This window comes from Lachnoclostridium sp. Marseille-P6806, assembly GCF_900625025.1.
Taxonomy (GTDB): domain Bacteria; phylum Bacillota; class Clostridia; order Lachnospirales; family Lachnospiraceae; genus CAG-791.
In genome coordinates this window covers 35,620-56,148 of the sequence record NZ_LR130583.1, presented here as the reverse complement: position 1 = coordinate 56,148, position 20,529 = coordinate 35,620, and the positions used below count along the sequence as shown (strand labels likewise).

The window sequence follows — 20,529 nt, the reverse complement described above, 5'->3', positions numbered from 1 at the left end:
GCGTTCCGCTAAGGAGGAGTCCGAAAATGAACCGTGACCTGCTGAACCGGCTCAGCCGGATCACCGAAGAAGAGAGGAAGATACTTCAGGGAAAAACGGAGGTCGACCGGACGCTCTACTACCGCGCCGATTCTGCGGGCGCGTCCGAAAATGAAATCGATTCCTCCATCGTGCTCGCCAACGGACGGCAGATCGACATCCGCCCTCATGTGCGCTTTCTGCATTTTCCAAAGCACACGCATAATTTCATCGAGTTCGTCTACATGTGCCGCGGCGCGACCACGCACATCATCGACGGCAGCCGCATTATTCTGAAAGAGGGGGATCTCCTTTTTCTGAACCGGCACGCCGTTCAGGAGATCCTCCCCGCCGGCCGGCATGACATCGCCGTGAACTTCATGATTCGCCCGTCTTTTTTTGATTCCTCCCTGCGCATGATCGCGAGGGAGGAGAGCCCGCTCCGCGACTTCATCATCGGCTGTCTGACCGACACGGATCGGGGCGGAAATTATCTGTATTTCCGCGTCGCGGAAAACCTGCCCGTACAAAATCTGATGGAAAACCTCATCTGGACCATGCTGAACGACGTCCCCAACCGGCGGACGCTCTCGCAAACCGGCATGGGGCTCCTGTTTCTGTACCTCATGAACTGCGCGGGCGAGATACGGACGCCGGAGGCCTCCTATGAGCAGCAGCTCATCATCCGCCTCCTCTCCTACATCGAGACGGAATACCGGGAGGCCTCCCTGTCCGGCTTTGCCGCCGAAAACCGCATGGATCTGAGCTCGCTGAGCCGTCTCGTCCGGGCGGAAACCGGCAGCACGTTCCGCCTGCTGCTGCAGGAAAAGCGGCTCTCACAGGCCTGCTTCCTGCTCCGGAACACCATGCTCTCCGTCGATGAGATCTCCGCCGCTGTGGGATACGAGAACACCAGCTTCTTCCACCGGCTGTTCCGGCGCAATTATGGAATGTCGCCGAGGGAATACCGACGGTTTCCATTTACGGAATGAAGCTCCTGCTCTCAAATCCTCCCCGCCGCAGCATCCCTGAAAAACAGATAGCTCCCCGGGCCCCTTTCATATGTCGTGCCGTCGATCACGATCGTCGCCGGCACCGGCGTCGTGATGACGTAGCGGACGGCAGGCTCGCTCTCCGTGGTGTCCCGCACGTACTCCCACTCCGATACGATCTCGCCCCGCGCCGTCATCAGCCGGCCTTTCAGGAAGCCGAGCCTCTCGTCCGGATGCGGCTCGATGACCGCCCTCTCATAGCCCGGCGCAGTCTCCGCCGTGCGGATGCCCGCTGCCTCTCCGTACAGCCAGTCGAGTACCGCGCCGTAAGCGTAGTGATTGAAAGAATTCATGTCGGTGCTCCAGAAGCCGCCGTCCTCCATCACGCCGTCCCAGTGCTCCCAGATCGTAGTCGCTCCGTGCTCCACCGGATACAGCCATGACGGATACTCTCTCCTTAAAAGGAGCGAATACGCCAGATCACAGTACCCATAGCGGCTGAGCACACGAAGAAGATACGGCGTTCCGACAAACCCGGTGCGAAGCTGTACGCCGACCTCCCGCACCATCCGCGCGAGCTGATCCGCCGTCCCCTGCAAATCGGCAGCCAGGCCGAATTCCACCGCCACGCAGCACTCCGTCTGTGTCTCATAGACCGGATAAGCCTCCTGGAACGCCGCGCGGATCCTCTGCCAGAGCTGCTCATATTCCCGGATCAGCTCCGGAGCTTTCTGCAGCACCCTGGCCGCTTTCACGACAAGCTCCGTCGACCGCGCGTAGAATGCGGTCGCGATCAGTTCCTCACGGCTGGAGCCCTTGTAGCTCCCCGCTGGCGCATCCAGCCCGAGCCAGTCGCCGTAGTGCTCTCCTCCCGCCCAGAGGCCGGACTTTGCCGTCGCTCCGGTGATGTAGTCGACCCAGCGCTTCATATTGTCAAAGAAACGGCTCAGAATTTCCGCATTTCCGTACGCCTGATAGACCTCCCACGGGCAGATCGTCATCGCGTCGCCCCAAGCGGCGCTGGGGCGCTCCGCCCGCAGAAGATCCGGAGAGACATGCGGAACCGCTCCGTCCTCCCGTTGATCCGCCGCAAGATCGGCAAGCCACTTTCCATAAAAACGCTCCGCATCATAGTTGTAGCACGCCGTGCGGATAAAGACCTGTGCGTCGCCGGTCCAGCCAAGGCGTTCATCCCTCTGCGGACAGTCCGTGGGCACATCGACAAAATTGCACTTCTGCGACCAGACCGCATTGCTGACAAGGCGGTTCAATGGGGCGCAGCCGGTCACGAGCTCTCCGATCCGCTCCATGTCGGAATGGATGACGATGCCGGTGAAATTCTCCGGCTTTGCGGCCGCCGGACCGCCCGGAAACGCATTCACCCTCACATAGCGGAAGCCGTAGAACGTAAGAAGCGTCTGATATTCCTGCTGGCCGCCGCGGCAGATATAGCGGTACTGCGCCCTGGCGCTGCGGTAATTGTCCCGGTAGAAATTTCCCTCCGCGTCCAGCATCTCACCGAACGAGAGGTCCACAGCGTCCCCGTTCTCTGCCGTGAGACTGATCCTGACATAACCGGTAATCTCCTGACCGAAGTCGAGCACCGTCTCTCCTTTCGGCGTCGTGATGATGCGCCGTACGGTAAGCTGCTCCTGCTCACGGATCTCCTCCCCCTCCTGCTCGATGAGAGTATCATCCGGACCGTCGAATACCACGGCGGGCTCCGCCTCCGCGGCCCCGGTCAGGGTGAGAGAGGCGTCGTAGATTTCGCCGTCATAGATTTCCGAAAGACGGACGCGGCTCTCCCGGACCCTCCACGTCTCATCCGTACAGAATTCATCAAAGCTGCCGTCCTCATAGTCGATGCGGACACAGGCCCACAGTCCCGCCGGCATACTCCGGCGGGACTCCTGCACCGCGCTCCCCTGCCAGCCGACCAGTCGTCCCCGATACCAGCCTTTCCCCAGAAGCACCGACAGACGGTTTTCCTCTCCCCGGCGCAGCAGCCCGGCAATATCATAGCTCTGATACTGGAGCCTCTTCTCGTAAACCGTCCAGCCCGGCGCAAGAATAAAGTCTCCGACGCGCCGGTCATTCAGTTTCGCGGCATACACTCCCATGCCGGTAATGGAGAGCTGCGCGCTCTCCACCGCCTTGTCCTGCGGCCGGAATACGCCGAGAAATTCCGGAACGATATCCCCCATGTCCTCTGCCGGACGGATCCACGACCTCTTCTGCTTCATGTCTTTCCTTTCTGCCTGCGCTCCCCGGGCAGGCTCTGCAAAGAGAAATCCGCGAACGCGGTTTCCTGCATGACGGAGCCGAATAAAACCTCGGCGCCCCCGCCGGTGTTTCGTATCCGAAACTCCATCTGCTCTGAATATAACAGATAACAGCGAAGATAGGTATTCACAAGTCCCATCTCACCGATTTCCATTTCCGGCGCAGCCTGTCCCGTCACAAGGTTCTTCTTCGCCTCGGCAAGGCGCTCCCGCAGGCTCTCCAGCTTGTCCTCGGCAAAGCCGCAGCCGTTGTCCTCCACCGAAATCAAAAACCGGCCGTCCCTCTTCTCTCCGATGACCCGGATCCGCATGATTCCGTTCCGGCCCGCGAAACCGTGCTTCACCGCATTCTCCACAATCTGCTGCAGCGACAGTTTCGGCAGAATCTGCCCCCGGATATCGTCCTCCACCCGGATCAGATATTCCAGTCGGTCCTCATAGCGCGCTTTCAGCAGGAAAAAATAATTTCCGAGGTATTCCAGCTCCTGTCCCAGCGTCGCATAGCGCTCCCGGTTATTGGTCGAATACCGGAGCATATTGGCCAGCGCGCCGCATATTTCGCTGATCGACTCATCCTCGTCGATCACGCCCCGCGCCGAAATAATGTTCAATACATTGTAGAGAAAATGCGGATCCACCTGCGCCTGAAGAACATCGAACTGGGCCTGAAGCTGCAGAAGCGACGCCCGTTTTTCATTGCGAAGCGCCGTATCAAGCCGGTTGATCATCGAGCCATAGGCATTGGCGAGCGCCTTGAACTCGTCCGTCGTATTTTTTCCGGCGAGCGGCTGCACCCGGTTTTCTTTCAGGTTTGAAAGCGTGGTCCGTTCGATGACCCTCCGGAGATCATTTAGCGGGCGGACCAGAATGTTCGCCCAGAAAATAATGATCGCCAGGCTCACCCCGAAAACGACAGCCGCGGCCAGCGCAGACATGATGAGCATTGCCCTCGTGTTCGAACTGGCGTCATCTTTATAGCAGAGAACAGAAAAATGATACTTCCCGGAATCCAGCTTCGTAAAAATCAGATTTCCCTCCTGCATGACCGTTCCCGGCTCCGCCGCATCCAGCAGGCTCCGGATGCGCTCTGCGGAAAGCTCCGGATCGCTCTGGTACAAAAGCTCTGTCCCATTGCATAAAATGACATATTCCGCCCCTTCATCCGACTGCTCCAGATCCCCGAGGCTCGCGACCGTATTCTCGACCTCAAGGTAGCCCATGCGGTATCCCTGCACCGCTTTCATCAGGGAGTATACCTCCACCTCTGCTGAAACTGCGCTCCATTTGTCCGGGTGCGGTCCGACCAGAACCGTCTTTCCCCTGGCCGCCTCTGCCTGCCGCAGATAGGGAATGGCCCCCGGCTCCGCCGTTTCAACCAGACGGCTGTTGACGCTTCCCTTGAGAAAGCTGGAGCTGAGAAAGCCGTTCTGATTAAAAAAGACCGTCCGGTACGAGTTGCGGATGATGTATTCCGTATTAAGCCCTACCTTGACCGTACTTTCCGCTTCCTGCACCATAGTGACGGGAATCTGCCGTTTTTTCGTCATGCCAAGCATCGTAATACTCCCCAGCATCGATGGATCCGAGAGAATATAGTTCAGAATCGCATCCATGACGGCGAGGCAGCTTTCCGTCTGTGTGATCAGCGACCTCGTATTTACAGAAAGGCTGCTCCTCTGGCGGTGCAGCTCATATTCGGCGCTGATGCGAAACATCATGACGCCAAAGCCGGCGCTGAGCAGGATGGCAATGGTGGCAAAATACAGAATCATTTTATTCAGGTATTTCATGAATCACCATGCCGAAGCACTTTATGCGAGGCACGCGCCGTAAAATCCGCGTATGCGGTTTTACGGCTGCGACAGGGGGCTATTTGGGCTTCGGCACAAATAGCCGTGCGAAAAATCAGCGCATCAGCGTGATTTTTCACACTCGCTCTATTTCTCTTTTTGCCGCGCCCTTCGATCCCACGGGGAAACCTGCGGCAGCGCTCAGCCTTTCACAGAGCCTGCCACCATGCCGTCCACGATTCTCCGGTTGAAAATCAGAAACAGAAGCAACATCGGAAACGTAATCAGCATGATATCCGCAAACAGAAGATTATAACTGCTGCTGAACTGTCCCTTGTAATTATACAGAGTCAGCTGCACCGTGGTATTCTTTGCTCCGGGAAGAAAATACAGCGGATTGGTAAAATCGTTGAACGTCGTCACGGCCGTCAGAATAATGACGGTGGCGCGGATCGGTTTAAGCAGAGGATTGATGACGTACAGAAAAATCCCCCAACCCGAACAGCCGTCTATTCTTGCCGCCTCCTCCAGCTCCGTCGGGATGGACGCCATATAGCCGCGGAACAGCATGATGGAAAACGGAATCTGCATGGCGATTTCAATCATGACCATACTGAACATCGTCTTGTAGATCCGCATCTGCTGCAGCATATGAATGGTCGGGAGAATCGATGCCGGTATCATAAGCCCGAGCATGATGACCCACTGAATGCCTCTCATGAGCCTGTCATTTCTTCTCTGAATCACGTAGCCCGCCATCGCCGCGACCACAAGGAGTCCCGCGACCGTGAACACCGTAAGCGTAAAACTGTTGCGAAACGCCGTCACCAGCTGGTAATTCTGCTTGCGGAACACCTCGAGGTAGTTTTCGAAGTGCGGCTCCGCGGGCCAGTGTATCGTCATCCGGTTCGCTTCCTTTGCCGTTTTGATCGAGTTTACAAACATATAGTAAAACGGAACGACAAAAACAATGACCGTGACGATGCAGCCGATGATATCTCCAAGAAGGAGTCTCCGTCTTTCTCCCTTCATACGATCGCCTCCTCCCGTCTGCGCAGGATGTGCTGCAGCGGAAACGCGATCACCGAGATCAGCAGCAGCATGATCACATTGCCGGCAGTGGACAGCCCGTAGAAGCCATAGGCGTACTGCTTGTAGATCACGGACGCCATCACGTCAGTCGCAAAGCCCGGTCCGCCGCTGGTCATCGCCCAGATCAGATCGAAGGAGCGAAGCCCGCCGATCAGAGAAAGGATGATAATGGTGTTCTGCGAGGGAGCGACCAGCGGGAGCGTGATGTGCCGGAGACACTGGCCCCGGCTCGCGCCGTCGATTTCCGCCGCTTCATAATAGTTCCGGTCTATCGACTGAATCCCCGCAATATAGATCACGACGGAAACGCTCAGGCCCTTCCAGACATCGGTTGCAATAATGCTGCCAAGCGCAAGCCTCACATCTCCCAGAAAATCAACCGGGGCGAAGCCGAGCCCCGTCAGCACGGCATTGAACAGTCCCTTGGTCGGATGCATCAGATACGAAAATGTCAGTCCCACTGCCATCATGGATACCAGATTAGGGAAAAATACCGCCGAGCGGATAAAATCCTTTGTCCGTATTCTGCTGCACAGAAACACCGCGATGAAAAAGGCGATGATAACTTTCAGCATACTCGTAGAAAAAGCATAGATCAGCGTATGAACCACGGCGGAGGAGAGCTCGTTCTCTGAGAAGAACATTCTGTAATTTTCAAGACCGCAGAATATGGCGGAATCAAAGTTCCACACCGTCATGGAATAATAGAATGACGTCACGATCGGGTACAGAAAGAAAATGCCGAAAATCGTCAGCGCCGGCAGAACGAACCAGATCGGATATAATGATATTTTTCTTCTTTTTCCTTTTTGCATCGCAAGGCCCCATGTCAAAGCGCTACACGAGGGGCGCGCGGCAGAAACGGAGCGCCGGCCCTACACTCACATGCCGGCCGGCGCTCTGCGCAGCTCCCGCCTGCGCGTTCCTCCTTGTTTACTCAATTCCAGTTCAGTCCCTGCTGCATGGCGGATTTCTTGCAGTCATCATCATACTGCTTCGCCGCCTCCGCGCCGCTGATCTGCCCCAGCGCTGCCGCCGTGGTGATCTGCTCGCAGCTTGCGCCCTTAATCGTCGTCAGGAACTCCAGCGCCGGGATGGTTTTGCCCGCATCGAAGTATTGCTGCATGTCCACGCGTATGGCCGGAACCACCGTCTCCGGAAGCGTATAGCCCTTGACGCAGGACGGCCCGCTGGCCCCAAAGGTATTGATATAAAGATCCATGTTATCCTTTCGGAGCCAGAACTCCAGAAACGCCAGGCAGGCTTCTTTATTTTCGGAATCCCTGTTCACATACCATGCGCCGGGTTCCCACACCGTCAGACCACAGCGATCGGGATCGTCCCCCGGGATGGCAAAAACGCCGACCTTGTCCGCACAGTCCGGATTCTCCGCTACCATCATCGGAATAACCTGCGTCAGCATGAACCAGTGCGTCGCTTCTCCGTTCGCCATCGCCGTTATGCCGTCATTGTAGGTCGCCGCCGAGGCATCGGCATTGTAAAAGTCCCGAATATCTGCATATTTGTTCCAGCTCCTGACCGCCGCCTCCGTCTCCGCAAATTTGGCCGTCCCCTCCGTAAAGTTCTGCGCGAACTCCGGTTCTGCGCTGATGAGATTATAATTGTCCCCGAGAAACAGCACCTGCGTCGTCCATGTGTCTCCGCAGGTCAGCTCGACCGGTGTCTTCCCGGCGTCCTTCAGCTTTCTGCAGTTTGCGACAAAATCCTCCCACGTCGTCGGAACCGTGAGCCCCAGCTCCTCATAGTCCGGCTTCCAGTAAATCACGCAGCCTCCCTGCGTTGTCGGAAACGGCGCACCGTACACTCTGCCGTCCTGGCTCACTACACTCTTGAATGTGTCGTCGACATTCTGCATAAATCCCTCGTCCGTCAGATCAAGGAAATGCTCCTTCGGATTCAGAGCCGTCAGCAGAGAGCCGGAATTATATGCGGAGAGATCCGGCAGATCGCCTGACGCGCAGCGGGTCTTGATGATGTTGTCGCCCTCTGTTCCGCCCGGATTAATCTCTGTTTCAAACTTGATCCCCAGCTCCTCGGTGGCTCTCTCAATGACTGCCTGAAAGCCTTCATTAAATTCCGTAGTTCCTCCCCAGAGCGTAATCGTCACGCCCTCATACGGCTTTTTCGCCGTATCGGAAGAAGCGCTCTCCGTATTCTCCCCCGTCGTCTCCGGCTCCGCGTCCTTGCCCTCCTCTCCCGACATTCCGCCGGATGAGGCCGCGCCGCCGCAGCCCGCCAGCAGGCCGGCCGCCATAGCGGCAGACAGAACCAACCCAGCAATTCTCTTTTTCATAACCGACCTCCTCTGATATTGCAGTCCATTCTGCTTCCATGTTTTATTCCGGAGCGACCCGCCTTTTCCGGCTGTCTCCCCGTAGTGTGTGCCTTTACTATATTTCTCTTCTTTCTTTCACTCCATAGAAAATCCGGCCATGATACATGAAGTTTTCTGCCGTAATCGTTTTCATGAAAAATCGTGTCGAATTTAGACAGAATTCCGTGTTACATTCATAGACACAGATTTTCATCACAACACACAACAGGAGCGAACACTATGATTGCAGCATTCAAGGTTCTTGTCGCAGACGACGAGCCGGCCGCCGTAAAGGCCATCTGTCTGATCCTGCAGAAAAGCTGCCCGGAGTTTGAAGTCGTCGCCACCGCCTGCGACGGGGAGGACGCCTATAAAAAAATCCGGAAGCATCTTCCGGATCTTGTCATCACCGATATCTCCATGCCGCTGATGGAGGGCACGGAGCTTGCGCAGAAAATAAAGGATATTCTTCCGGAGATCCGCTTCGTCATCATCAGCGGCTACCAGAATTTTGAATATATGCGCAGCGCAATACAGAGCGGCGTGCTGGATTACATCGCCAAGCCGGTCGTGCCCTCCGCTCTGACCGCAGCCATGCAGCGCGTCCGGAAGCAGTTAAAGCAGCTTCATTACGACACACGCAACCGGATCCTGCGCAGCCTCTGCCTCGGAGAAACCACGACAGAGCAGGAGCTTGCGCGCTATTTTCCGTATAAGAACTACTTCTGCGGCATCATCCGACGGAACGGACTTCCCAACCGGCATGCCAGTCTGAAATCCCGCGAGGTTTTTGAAAGTATCGACGAGCTGTATTCCGTATACGGAAGAGATGAACAGGAGGAATTGTTCTTAATTCCCGAAGAGATTCTCGGAGATCTTCCTATGCACCGGTATATCGACCGCGTCCGTCAAAGCTGGCCGGCCGGGGACGGATATCTGACCGCGGTGTACTGCTCCGCGCCTTTCCCCGCCGCGGCCATCCGCGAAAAGACGCAGGAGCTCTACGCGGCCCTGAACGCCGTCCTGACCATCGGGCGCAGCCGCTCCGTCGATCTGACAAAAACCAGACCGAAACTGAGTCCGCCCTGCCAGGACGAAATATCCGGAATGCTGGGCGAACTCCCGAACGTGCAGCAGCTCCTGGAAACCCGACAGACCGAGCTGCTGAGAGAAAAGCTCCGCCGCATGTACGCGCGCTGGGAGACCGAGGAACGGCCGCAGCTTCTCGTCGAGGCCGCCTCCGAGCAGCTGTATAGCCTGATCCGCCAGGAAACGCACGACGCGACATCGCTCTGGGAATGCGAGGCCATGCTGGGGAGAGCGTTTTATGACTCCGTGTCCATGGAAATGCTGTGGGAAAATCTCTCCCCCATCTTCTTCTGCTCCTGCGATCAGTGCCTCCCGCCCAAGATCGATTCCGAAGAATATTTTTCCGGAGTAAAAAGTTTTATCCGGAAAAATCTCAGCAAAGACCTCACTCTGCCGCTGATCGCCGATCACTTTGCCATCTCGCAGACCTATCTGTCGAGACTGTTCCGCAAGTACACCGGCTGCTCTTACAGTCAGTACCTCACCTCCGTGCGGATGGAGCAGGCAAGGGCGCTGATGGACAGCGATCCGCAGCTTCTCATCAAGGATATCGCCGCCATGGTCGGGTATCATGATCAGTTTTATTTCAGCCGTATATTCCGGAGCTGCACCGGCCTCTGTCCCAGCGACTATATCGACCGGGAGCTCCCCTGAGGCTCAGCTCCTGTTCTTCCGGAAAACCGCCGGCGTTTCTCCCGTCTCATTGCGGAACATCCGGATGAACGCCCGGTAGTCATGAAAACCGACCATCCCCGAAATCTCCGTCACGCTGTGCTCCGTTTCCATCAGCAGCTTCTCTGCCCGCCGGACGCGGGAACGCGTCAGATACGTCTGAAAATTGATACCCATTTCCTTGCGGAAGAGCTGACTGATATAGCTGGAATTCAGATGACATTCGTGCGACAGTCTGTTCAGGCTGACCTCCTCCCCCAGATGCCGGTCGATCCACTGCAGAATCTGCTCCATGCTGCTGTATGAACCGCCCTGCCCCCCGGCGCCCCCAAGCTTCGAGAGCACCTCGGAAAATTCCTCAAAATCAATCGGCTTCAGAATGTAGTCATACACGCGCAGGCGCAGCGCCTCCTGACAGTAATTGATGGAGTCATAGCCCGTCACCATAATGAACTGCGCCGCGCTTCCGCCATCCTGTATGGCCCTGACACAGTCAATGCCGTTCATTACCGGCAGATTGATGTCCATGACAATGAGATCGGGACTTAGCTGCTTTGCTTTCATGACGGCCTCGCGGCCATCCATCGCCTCGCCGACCACCTCACAGCCATACCGGTCCCATGCAACCAGCCTCCGGAAGCCCTCCAGAACTATTTTTTCATCATCCACCAGAAGTACCTTTCGGTGTCTCATCGTCTCCGATCACCGCTCTCTCATCATCGTCACCTTAACCGCGCCGGAGGAATGTCTCCCCTCTATGGAAACGTCGATCACGAACTCCAGTCTGGCTCCCTGATACTGATCTGTCAGAAATTCAAATTCCGCCTCTGCCTTTGACTGATACAGATTATTCAGCGGAAGCTCCACGGATTTTCCGGAAAGCATCTCCACGCCGGCCGGCATATAACAGGTGATTTTCGCCCACTGCTGCTGTCTCATGGACGCCGAGTTCCGAACCGTCACCCGCACTTTCCGGGGTTCGCCATAGCGGTAACAGACAGAGCCGTCATAATCCACGCTCATCCGGAATGCCGGGAATGAATACCGCACGATATACGGCGACAGCACGGCAAGCTCCCGCACGGAGAGCTCCTCACTCTTGCCGTTCCCGTTGATATGAGGCAGATAGTCCCCCGCGTCCCTGCAAAGCAGCTCGTCTCCGTCCCGGCAGAGAATCGTCATGCCGCCCTCCGCAAAAATATCGACCAGCTCCTGCCCCAGAAACGCCGGCATGGTGCGGATGACCCGCTCCGTCAGCTCCGATGCCGTCTCGGGGACCCAGATGCCGCGGCTCGTCTTATCGATGCACAGCGTTGCGATTTTGTCGTCAAGGGGCGCTTTCCACCGCTCGGGAAGACCGGTTTCCCCCGCAATGATCCCCATCAGCGCGCCGAGCGTTGCCGCAGTACAGTCCGTATCTTCGCCAAAGCTGACGGCAATGCAGAGGCTTCTCCCGAAATCACCCTCGCCGTACAGCCATCCCGCCATCGTAAACGCGACGTTCTCCGCCGCATCAAAGCCGGGCGCTCCGACCGCAAGGCCGGCATTCTCCCCCTCCCGGCTGATTTCACTGAGGCGAGTCGACTGTACGCCGAACGTTCCCGGAACCTCATTGTGAATCTGTTCTCTTGCCTCCGGAACGGACAGCCCGCCGTCATAGCACTCGCAGGCCTTGCGGATTCCCCTTGCCATGGCAGAGGTCTCCGGTATGTAAGAGAGGCCGATCTCAATCAGCTTTCTCTGATCCGACTCGACAAACGCCGCGCTCTGCAGCGCCGCGCAGAACATTTCTCCATAAACGCCCTCCCCCTCATGATCGACGATCCCGTCCTCATAGGCATATTTTGCCGCGATTTCAGGCTGTCCCGGCGCCAGGCACGCCCAGAGCTCTGAGCGGATAAAACAGCCGCAGCTGTCCTTGTAGGTGTTGTCGATCAGACCCGAAAGCGGCGGCTGAAGACCGGCGCGCAGATTTGCCTTGCCGGTCCCGTACTCCACCCAGTTGGGGATGACAAAGGACAGCCAGTACTCGCCCAGAACAGACGCGTTCACATTGCGCCCATAGCGCTCCACGGCCGCCAGCCATACGATCTGAAGATCCAGATCATCATTCGGCGGAGGCCCCATGGTCAGATCCTGCGTATAGAAATCCACATGATTCATCTGCCGCAGGCCCTCGAACGGCGCGCCGAGCACGCCCCCGATATTTTTCCCGACCCAGCAGCCCCTGACCTTATCCTTGTAGGTTTCAAAATCCAGCGTTTTCATACGTTTTCCTCCTGCGATTGAACAACTTCATATACAGCGTCACTGTCAGGCCGCCCTCCGGGCGGTTTTCAAAGAGCACTCTGCTCTCTTTGCCGTAATATAACTGCAGTCTTGCTATGACGTTCCGTATCCCGATATGCATATCCCTGCTGTTTACCACCTGCTCCTTTCGGTACACAACATCCCCGTCGTTCCATCCGTTCATCTCCCGCAGTTTGTCCTCTGACACGCCGGTTCCGTCGTCCGCAATGACGATCCGAAGATCGCAGCTCTCCTCATAAACCGCATAAACACGAAGACGGATCGTCCCCTGATAATGCCGGTCTTTCAGACCATGCAGCAGGCTGTTTTCCACCAGCGGCTGCAAAATAAAGCTCGGCACCTCGATGTTTTGCAGATCGCTGTCGATTTCCGTCTCAAACTTCAGCTCCGGATAGCGGTACATCATCAGCTTCATGTACGCGCGGAGCATCTGCAGCTCCTGATCGACAGAGACCAGATCCCTGTCCACTCTGGTGCCGAGACGGTAAAACTTGACCATCTGCTGCAGCATGTCCGCCACCTTGGCATCGCCGTTCAGGGAGGCGCATATCTGAATCATATCCAGTGTATTGTAGAGGAAATGGGGATTGATCTGATTTTTCAGATATTCCATCGCCATTCTCTGCTCGGATATCTCCGCCTCCTGCATGCGGGCCTTTTCCTCATATTCCGTCTCGATCAGATGGTTGATCAGATCGACCATTCGGTTGTAGGCGCGCTGCAGCGTCCCGACCTCGTCATCCCTGTCTATCCGGTAATGCCTCGTCAGACTCTCCTGCGAGAAATTCCCCATCTCGGCGACAAAATCAGAAACCCTTTTCAGATGATTCCGTGTCACCAGAAAAGTGCTGACGGTCGCCATCACAAAAATCAGAAGACTGATCAGGAAGCTGATGCCCGCGGCCGGCAACAGCTCTCTGACCACGAGGCCGACAGGCTTCATGGTGATCAGAGACATGCCGCTGTAATCGGAAACATAGCCTGCGACCAGCTGGAAGCTGCCGTTATACTTCACAATATGGCTGCCGCTCTCCCCGGAAAGTCCGGAGCGCAGGAGACGCTCTTTCTCCGGAAAGACGACTCCGATCAGCCCTGCATCGCTGCTGCATACGACATACCCGAATTCGTCAAACAGAATATAGGATGTTCCCTCCTCAAGCCTCTCCTCCATAATCCGGCGCACCCGGCCGACCGGCGCGCGCAGCGCAATATATCCCACGGTACTGAGCGGAGAAAAGCGCCGGATCGGCCGGACCAGATAAATATTGTTCCGATAATACAGATCCTTTGCATAAATATCGCTGTATATTCGGAAGTCCGGCAGCGTCCCCACATACATCCGGCATCCCGATATCTGCCTGCCCCGATCCTGAATCTCGACAATATGGGAAAGAAAGGCTGACTCGTCCGTGCCCTTTCTTGCTCCGGGGCCTGCCTGATCGTGCATGAAAATCAGCTTGTCCGCATCAAAAATATAGACGCCCTTGACATCACCCCTGATCGAAATCAGATTCACATACATGCTGTCCAGATAGTCCTGCAGCGCGAGGCGCTGTCTGTAATCGTAATGCCCGCTCTCTGTCAGCGCCTCCTGCGTCCGCTGATCCGAAAAACATATCAAGGAAATCCGTCCCATATCCTTCAGCATATTGTCCATGGAGCTGATCGCGTTGGAATTGTAAATATCCATGGAATGAATGTCTTTCTGCGCATGGTACAGGACATTTTCGGTCAGCGTGATAATCAGCGTAAGGAGCGATACCGCCAGAAAAACCAGCGTATTTCCTCTGCATACCTTATGGACGATGCTCTGCTTTTTATGTCCGAAGCGCGCTCTCATTCATCAGCCCTTGACCGCCCCCTGCGTCAGCCCCTCTACCATATAGCGTGAAGCAAATACATAAAAAATACCGATGGGAAGCAGGCATATGATACATGCCGCAAACAGGTGGTTCACCGTGAAGCCGGTCGCGGACGTCGTCTGCGCAAAACGCAGCGGCACCACGGAGAGCGGCTGTCTGGACGTGTCATTGATGAAAATCATGCCCATCTGCAGCTCATTCCACGAGGACAGGAACGTCTGCATCAGTGCAAACACCAGCCCCGGCTTTGCAATGGGAAGCATAATCAGAAGAAATGTTTTCCATTTCCCGGCGCCGTCGATCCGGGCCGAATCGAGCAGTTCATTCGGGAGCGCATCATAATAGTTTTTCAAAAACATGAGATTAAAGCAGCAGCTCCCGGTCGCGTATGGAAAAATCAGGGAAAATCCGGTGTTGTTCAGCCGAAATACTCTCACAATCTGATACAGCGGGAAAATGACCGCCGAGGTAGGAATCATCATCGCCGTCAGGAGCAGGTAATAGATTCCTTTCTTAAACGGAAACTGCAGCTTGGAAAAGGCATACGCCGCCATGGATACCACGGCCGCCATGACCACCAGGGTGCCGCCCACGACAATCAGGCTGGTTGCGAAATTCGGCCGCAGATCATAGTAGTCAAAAACCAGCCTGTAATTTGCGATGCCGTTTACTCCGAACGATTTCTGTATCATGAGCGCGAGCGGATACAGAAAAACCACAAGCGCCGGTATGCAGACAAGCTGAGCCAGACACCGATAAAGCAATGAATTTTTCATTCCGCCAGCTCCTTGTCTCTGTCCTCTTTATAATACATCTTCAGCTGAATTACCGTAATTGCCATCGCGATCATAAACATCAGCACCACAATCGCGGAGGCCTGTCCCTGCTTAAAGGTGTTGAAGGACTTCGTGTAAATGTACGTGGAAAATGTTTCCGTGGCATGCGCCGGCCCGCCGTCCGTGAGAACATACGGAAGATCGAAGCATTTCAGCGCGCCGAGCACTCCGAGTATCACCAGCGTATAGTGCGTCCCGCGAAGCAGGGGAAAGGTGATGTGCCGGAACTGCTGCACCGGGCCGGCACCGTCGATCGCAGCGGCCTCATACAGGTCGTCCGGGATGTTCAGCATGCCGGCATAATACATCAGCATGCTGTATCCCGTCCACTGCCAGATATTGACGAAAAGAATGCAGAGCAGCGCCGTATGCGGCGCCGCCAGCCACGGCTGACACAGAAAATCCAGATGCGCGGACCTGAGCATGACGTTCAGATAGCCGCGGTTCGTCTCAAATATTTTGGAAAAGACATTGCCGACAATCGTCACCGTGCAGATGGCCGGAAGATAAAAGGCGATCCTGTAAAATCCCGCAAACCGGATATGCCGTCGGAAAAAGGACGCGAAAATGATTCCGAAAAACGCCTGCGGCAGGGTCGTTCCCAGCGCAATGATCACAAAATTTTTCAGGACGGCTTTCATGACCCTGTCGCTCATCACCGTCCGGTAATTCGCCAGCCCGGCAAAGCTCTTTGTGACGCTGATCCCGTTCCAGTCATAGAAGCTGATGATAAAATTGTACAGGATCGGATAAGCAAAAAAGGTCAGAAAAAGAATGAGAAGCGGGAGGATAAACAGATAGTTTGTCAGTGTTTCCATTCTTTTCCCCGCAGATTCACGTTTCTTCATAACCACTTTCCTCTCCTGTACACCGCGTTCTTTTTTATCTTTCCTGCGCCCTGGATGCCGCCTCGATAGCCTCTGCCGCGGCCTCCGGCGTGATATCGCCGATGGCGAGCTCTTTTAATTCGGTCTGTATCTCCTCCTTGAGCTCGGGATACGCCATCTCGCGATAACCGGCCACATTCGTCGCTCCGTTCTCCACAATATAGTCAAGGCAGGCCTGCCCGTTCTCGCTGAGACCCTCTACATTCAGCTTCATATCCGTTCTCGCCGGGCAATACGCAAGATATTTGTTCACCAGAATTTCTGCTCCGTCATGAATCATCCAGTCGACAAAGCTCCATGCGGCATCCTTATTCGGCGACTGGGAATTGATGGCGAGAGAAACATCGACCGCTTCTCCGACCGGAGCACGCTTTCCATCGCCGTTCCAGTCGATCAGAAATACCTCATGATGAGAATCCTCGCTGTTATAGACCGCGTATGTCTGTTCATCCTTTTCCGTGAACGCGCCGCACGCCCATGAGCCGTTCAGAATCATGGGAATGGAGCCCTCTTTCTGATACATGTCCGTGGTATCGTTGTACATTCCGACACCCAGCGCTCCGTCCTGAAAAATCCCCTCCGTGAAGCAGCTCTGCCAGATCTGCAGCGCCTGCACAATCTCCGGATCCGTAAAGGAGGCCTGCCCCTCAAGGGCCGCGTAGAATTTTTCGCTGTTGATGTCTGTTGCAATGTTGAAGAACGTATCAATGTTGATCCAGTCGTCCTTTGCGCCGATAGCCAGAGGATATTCCCCGTTCTCGCGAAGCACGGCAGACGCTTTCAGCAGATCATCGTAGCTCGCGGGTACGCCAAGGCCGTATTTGTCCATGATCTTCATATTCGCCCATGCCGTTCCGGAATAGGTCAGCCCCAGAGGCAGGCCGTAATACTTCCCGTCCTCTGCTTTCAGCAGCGTCATGGCATATTCATTAAAGGCCGATGTCCAGTCCTCTCCGTATTCTTTCTGCATATACGGCGTGAGGTCCTCCTCAAAGTCGCGAAATTCCTTATACATGGCGCCGGTCTGGACGCCGTAGACATCCGCCGCGTCCCCTGCCGCCAGATCAACTTTCAGCTTCTCCACATGATCGGTATATGGCATGTACACAAACTGTACGTCGATGTCCGGATGCGCCTCTTCAAACGCCGCTTCGAGATCCTTTGCCGGATCCCCCTCTCCGGGATTCCACGTCTGAAACCGGATCACGGTCTTTTCCGAAGCCCCCTGCTCCGGGACCGCCTGCTCCGAGGTCGTCTCCGGCGTCCCGGCCTCTGTCCCCGGGGAGGCCGTCCCGCAGCCCGCAAACAGCGCTGCAGCTGCCGATACAGCAATAAAGGAACAAACATACCGTTTTTTCATAATTCCCTCCCTTTTTGAAAACACAATTGTTTTTACTGTATAAGCTCCTATGGTATGTGCTGCCACAAAATGCAGCACAATCCTATCACTTATAAGTTTACTTGTTTTGCATTCCGTGAAATATGCTCATGTTTTATATAAATGTATCCATTCTTTATATTTATTATCCCTTCCTTCTTTCATCTTGCGGCCGAAATTTCCGTCATTTTATGCAAAAACGGGCAGAGACGCGGTTTCCTTTCGTCTCTGCCCGTTTTTGCATATGTTTCTTCATACTCTGCCGGTTTATGCTCCGCCGCTCTCCGCCACCGTCAACGCATGAAACATCTCCTTTGCATCCTCCCTCTCCAGCAGCTCTGCCAGAAAAGCGGAGAATGCGGCGGCACCGGCGGAGTTCATATGGCCGTTATCCTGATAATGCGAGAGCTCGCTCACATAATATTCCGGCTTCACCAAATTGAAATTATAGTACGGGAAACCGTACTCCGCGAACAACGCCCCGAGCTCCTCCTGCATGGCTGCATAGCTCTTCGCCGTATAGACCGTGAGATAATTCGGATAGGGCGGGCAGACCGCGACCAGCCGAATCCCCCGCTCCCTGCAGAATGCCGCGATCCGCCGGAGCTCCCTGCGGTTCCCGGGAAGGAGCCGCAGCTCCTCAAGCGAATGCCCCCTGTCCCACTCCGCCGCGTCCTCCGGCGTGACATAATGTGCGTCCGGCACCATGACCTCCTCCGTATGCACATAACCGTTCGCGTCCCGGCGTCCCTCTTCGGAGAGCGGCCGCCCCGCCAGCTTTTCCTTTATATTCCGACGCACGTCCATGCTCCGGTTATACACCCATGGAAAAAAATAATTCAGCGAGATCGGCTTCCCCGCAAAGGTCGGGTCCGTGACAAACGCCGCGTCCCCCGCGATGCGCTCCGGAAATCCCGCCGTCACGGCTTTTCCCCGGGCAAAGCTTGCCTCCGCCCGGAAATTTTCATAACGCTCCGTCCCAAGCAGCTCATCGTCCAGCACCAGAACGGCGCACCGAATGGAATACCGGGCGGCTGCCGCCTCGATCGCCGTCCGCGAATTGCGAAAGGACTGCATATTTGTCCCCATATTATAAGATACTGAACCGAGCTTCCCGTCGATCACGGAGGGATCGATTCCCGCAATGCACTGCGAGGAGCCCGCATACACCATGGTGAGCTCCGGCTTTGCACGAAACCCTCTCCACATCTCCTCGCTGGAACCGTGAAAGGGCTCCAGCGCAAAGGACAGAAACCGATTCAGGAGAAGAAAGGCCAAAAGAAAGCACAGCGCGGCGGCATGCCGCTTTTTCCCGGCCCCGCGCTTTCCTTCCGCGCCGCTCTCTCTGTTTTTTTCCTCAGAAATTCGCATACAGGAAGCCTCCCGCATTCTGAACAAACATAAAGGATCCCAGCGTCAGAAACAGCATTACGCCGCAGACCGACCAGCGAAGAAGCGCCGGGCCCTCAAGCAGACGACCGCAGACATCGACACCCCGCTCCCGGAGCACGCTGCACAGGGCCACCGGTACCAGCACCGCCCCCGCGACCGCCAGCGCCCCCAGCGCATAGGCGGGCGTTGTCCCGGTCTGGTTCAGCACCGTATTGCCGAAGCCCCAGCCAAAGCTCCCGGCACGGAAGCGCAGAAATGTGTTGCGCAGGCACACAAGCGCGGTCGGCACGTCCCCGATCCGGTCAAAATACCACCCGATATTCACGATAAAAAACGTGCGCAGCACACGGAACACGTGAAAGCCCCGCGACTTTGTGCGGAGCCTCAAGAATCCCGCCAGCCGGGCAAAGCCGGGTGCAAGAAGGTCGCTCAGCGCGATCACCGCGCCGTTGTAGAGGCCCCAGAGAATATAATGCAGCTCCGCACCGTGCCAGATCCCCACGAGAAAAAACACCACGAGATTGGCCACGGCCGCCGGCAGCGCTCGCCCCGCATGACGGCCCAAATGCTTCGACGCCCACTTCCCGAAGCGCTGCATCGGCCGGAGCAGTGCAAACGGATAGAACACATAGTCCCGCATCCACGCCCCCAGCGAAATGTGCCAGCGCCGCCAGAAATCTCCCAGCGAAACGGCAAAATAGGGCTGCCGGAAGTTCTGCATCATGTCGATGCCGAACAGGGAGGAGATCCCGAGCACCATGTCGATGCCGCCGGAAAAATCACAGTACTGCTGCGCCGAGTAGAGAAGAATCCCGAACGCGATCACCGAGCCCGGGAGCCCCTCCACCGCAGAAATGCCCCCGTCAAAAATAACGGAAATGTTCGGGCTGAGCATGTCCGCCACCGCATATTTTTTCATAAACCCGAACAGAATGAGCAGCGCCGCACGGCCCGCCTGCTCCCGGCTTATGCGGTGCCGCTCCCCGAAAAACTGCGGCCGGAGACGGTCATAGCGGTTGATCGGTCCCTGCAGAAGCTGCGGGAACCATGACACAAACAGCAGGAAACGCAAAAAGCTGCGCTCCGCTTCATATTTTTCGTTATAAATATCAATGAGATAGGAGAGTGACTGGAACGTATAAAAAGAAATGCCGAGCGGGAGCAGCAGCCCCTCCCCGGGAACGAAGACGTTCCGGTATTTCAGGGCGGCAAGGACCCCCAGATTAAGAGCAAGCCCCGTGCCGAGGAGGAGCCGCTTCCTGCGCCGCACACGACGCTTTGCCGTTTTTCTGTCCTCATGAAGCGCGCCCCGCCGAGAGGCCGTCCGCTCCATTGCAAGGCCCGCGCCCCAGACGGAAAGCGCCGTCGCCAGAACGTAAAGAAGCTGAGCTCTGCCGATCCAGAGGTAAAACAGCAGCGACACGACAAGGAGGCACTGCCACTGGTGCCCCCGGAAAATCGTATAATAGCAGAAAAGACTAAGCGCAAGAAATGCCGCAAACGCGAGAGAATAAAACTCCATGAAAATTTCTGTTCACTTTCCGGGCGAATGCCTGCCCGCAGCAGCGGCAAAAACGCCATACGCCGCCGTCAG

Annotated in this window: 15 protein-coding genes; 2 read left to right on the top strand and 13 right to left on the bottom strand. The window is 56.0% G+C overall.

Annotated elements, in window-relative coordinates:
- The first annotated feature begins 26 nt into the window (after window positions 1-26).
- A complete protein-coding gene (locus tag E0E20_RS10865; RefSeq protein ID WP_130838222.1) occupies window positions 27-1,010 on the top strand; it encodes an AraC family transcriptional regulator in 984 nt (327 codons plus the stop codon).
- Window positions 1,011-1,021: 11 nt separating this feature from the next.
- Here E0E20_RS10865 and E0E20_RS10860 read toward each other — a convergent pair whose 3' ends face one another.
- The 5 genes from E0E20_RS10860 to E0E20_RS10840 form a co-directional block, all read right to left on the bottom strand.
- Window positions 1,022-3,253 (bottom strand): alpha-L-rhamnosidase, encoded by a 2,232-nt coding sequence (locus tag E0E20_RS10860; protein ID WP_130838221.1) that lies wholly within the window; start codon window positions 3,251-3,253, stop codon window positions 1,022-1,024.
- Complete coding sequence (locus E0E20_RS10855) at window positions 3,250-5,082, bottom strand: sensor histidine kinase (RefSeq protein ID WP_130838220.1); 1,833 nt, start codon at window positions 5,080-5,082, stop codon at window positions 3,250-3,252. The genes E0E20_RS10860 and E0E20_RS10855 overlap by 4 nt, the downstream gene beginning before the upstream one ends.
- A gap of 201 nt (window positions 5,083-5,283) precedes the next feature.
- Window positions 5,284-6,114 carry a carbohydrate ABC transporter permease gene (locus E0E20_RS10850; protein WP_130838219.1) on the bottom strand — a complete coding sequence of 277 codons (831 nt, stop codon included), beginning with the start codon at window positions 6,112-6,114 and terminating at the stop codon, window positions 5,284-5,286.
- A complete protein-coding gene (locus E0E20_RS10845) occupies window positions 6,111-6,989 on the bottom strand; it encodes a carbohydrate ABC transporter permease (protein WP_130838218.1) in 879 nt (292 codons plus the stop codon). The genes E0E20_RS10850 and E0E20_RS10845 overlap by 4 nt, the downstream gene beginning before the upstream one ends.
- A gap of 122 nt (window positions 6,990-7,111) precedes the next feature.
- On the bottom strand, window positions 7,112-8,488 hold the full coding sequence (locus E0E20_RS10840) for an ABC transporter substrate-binding protein (RefSeq protein WP_130838217.1): 1,377 nt from the start codon (window positions 8,486-8,488) through the stop codon (window positions 7,112-7,114).
- 261 nt (window positions 8,489-8,749) lie between these two features.
- On the opposite strand from E0E20_RS10840, the gene E0E20_RS10835 reads away from it, so the two are divergent.
- Window positions 8,750-10,252 carry a response regulator transcription factor gene (locus E0E20_RS10835; protein ID WP_130838216.1) on the top strand — a complete coding sequence of 501 codons (1,503 nt, stop codon included), beginning with the start codon at window positions 8,750-8,752 and terminating at the stop codon, window positions 10,250-10,252.
- 3 nt (window positions 10,253-10,255) lie between these two features.
- Here the strand turns inward: E0E20_RS10835 and E0E20_RS10830 are convergent, their stop codons facing one another.
- From E0E20_RS10830 to E0E20_RS10795, 8 genes are all read right to left on the bottom strand, one after another.
- Window positions 10,256-10,963: a response regulator transcription factor gene (locus E0E20_RS10830; protein ID WP_130838215.1), complete on the bottom strand. Its 708-nt coding sequence runs from the start codon at window positions 10,961-10,963 to the stop codon at window positions 10,256-10,258.
- Between the two features lie 9 nt (window positions 10,964-10,972).
- Window positions 10,973-12,538, bottom strand: coding sequence for an ADP-ribosylglycohydrolase family protein (locus tag E0E20_RS10825; RefSeq protein WP_130838214.1), 1,566 nt, complete (start codon window positions 12,536-12,538; stop codon window positions 10,973-10,975).
- Window positions 12,519-14,420, bottom strand: coding sequence for a sensor histidine kinase (locus E0E20_RS10820; protein WP_130838213.1), 1,902 nt, complete (start codon window positions 14,418-14,420; stop codon window positions 12,519-12,521). Before E0E20_RS10820 ends, E0E20_RS10825 begins: the two co-directional genes overlap by 20 nt.
- Before the next feature lie 3 nt (window positions 14,421-14,423).
- Window positions 14,424-15,218, bottom strand: a complete 795-nt coding sequence (locus E0E20_RS10815; protein WP_130838212.1) for a carbohydrate ABC transporter permease — start codon at window positions 15,216-15,218, stop codon at window positions 14,424-14,426.
- Window positions 15,215-16,126 carry a carbohydrate ABC transporter permease gene (locus tag E0E20_RS10810; RefSeq protein ID WP_242622764.1) on the bottom strand — a complete coding sequence of 304 codons (912 nt, stop codon included), beginning with the start codon at window positions 16,124-16,126 and terminating at the stop codon, window positions 15,215-15,217. The genes E0E20_RS10815 and E0E20_RS10810 overlap by 4 nt, the downstream gene beginning before the upstream one ends.
- Before the next feature lie 34 nt (window positions 16,127-16,160).
- Complete coding sequence (locus tag E0E20_RS10805) at window positions 16,161-17,525, bottom strand: ABC transporter substrate-binding protein (protein WP_130838211.1); 1,365 nt, start codon at window positions 17,523-17,525, stop codon at window positions 16,161-16,163.
- 285 nt (window positions 17,526-17,810) lie between these two features.
- The gene (locus E0E20_RS10800) at window positions 17,811-18,914 is read right to left on the bottom strand and encodes a hypothetical protein (protein ID WP_130838210.1); all 1,104 of its coding nucleotides are present in this window, start codon (window positions 18,912-18,914) and stop codon (window positions 17,811-17,813) included.
- Window positions 18,901-20,457, bottom strand: coding sequence for an MBOAT family O-acyltransferase (locus E0E20_RS10795; protein WP_130838209.1), 1,557 nt, complete (start codon window positions 20,455-20,457; stop codon window positions 18,901-18,903). The genes E0E20_RS10800 and E0E20_RS10795 overlap by 14 nt, the downstream gene beginning before the upstream one ends.
- Between the last annotated feature and the right edge of the window lie 72 nt (window positions 20,458-20,529).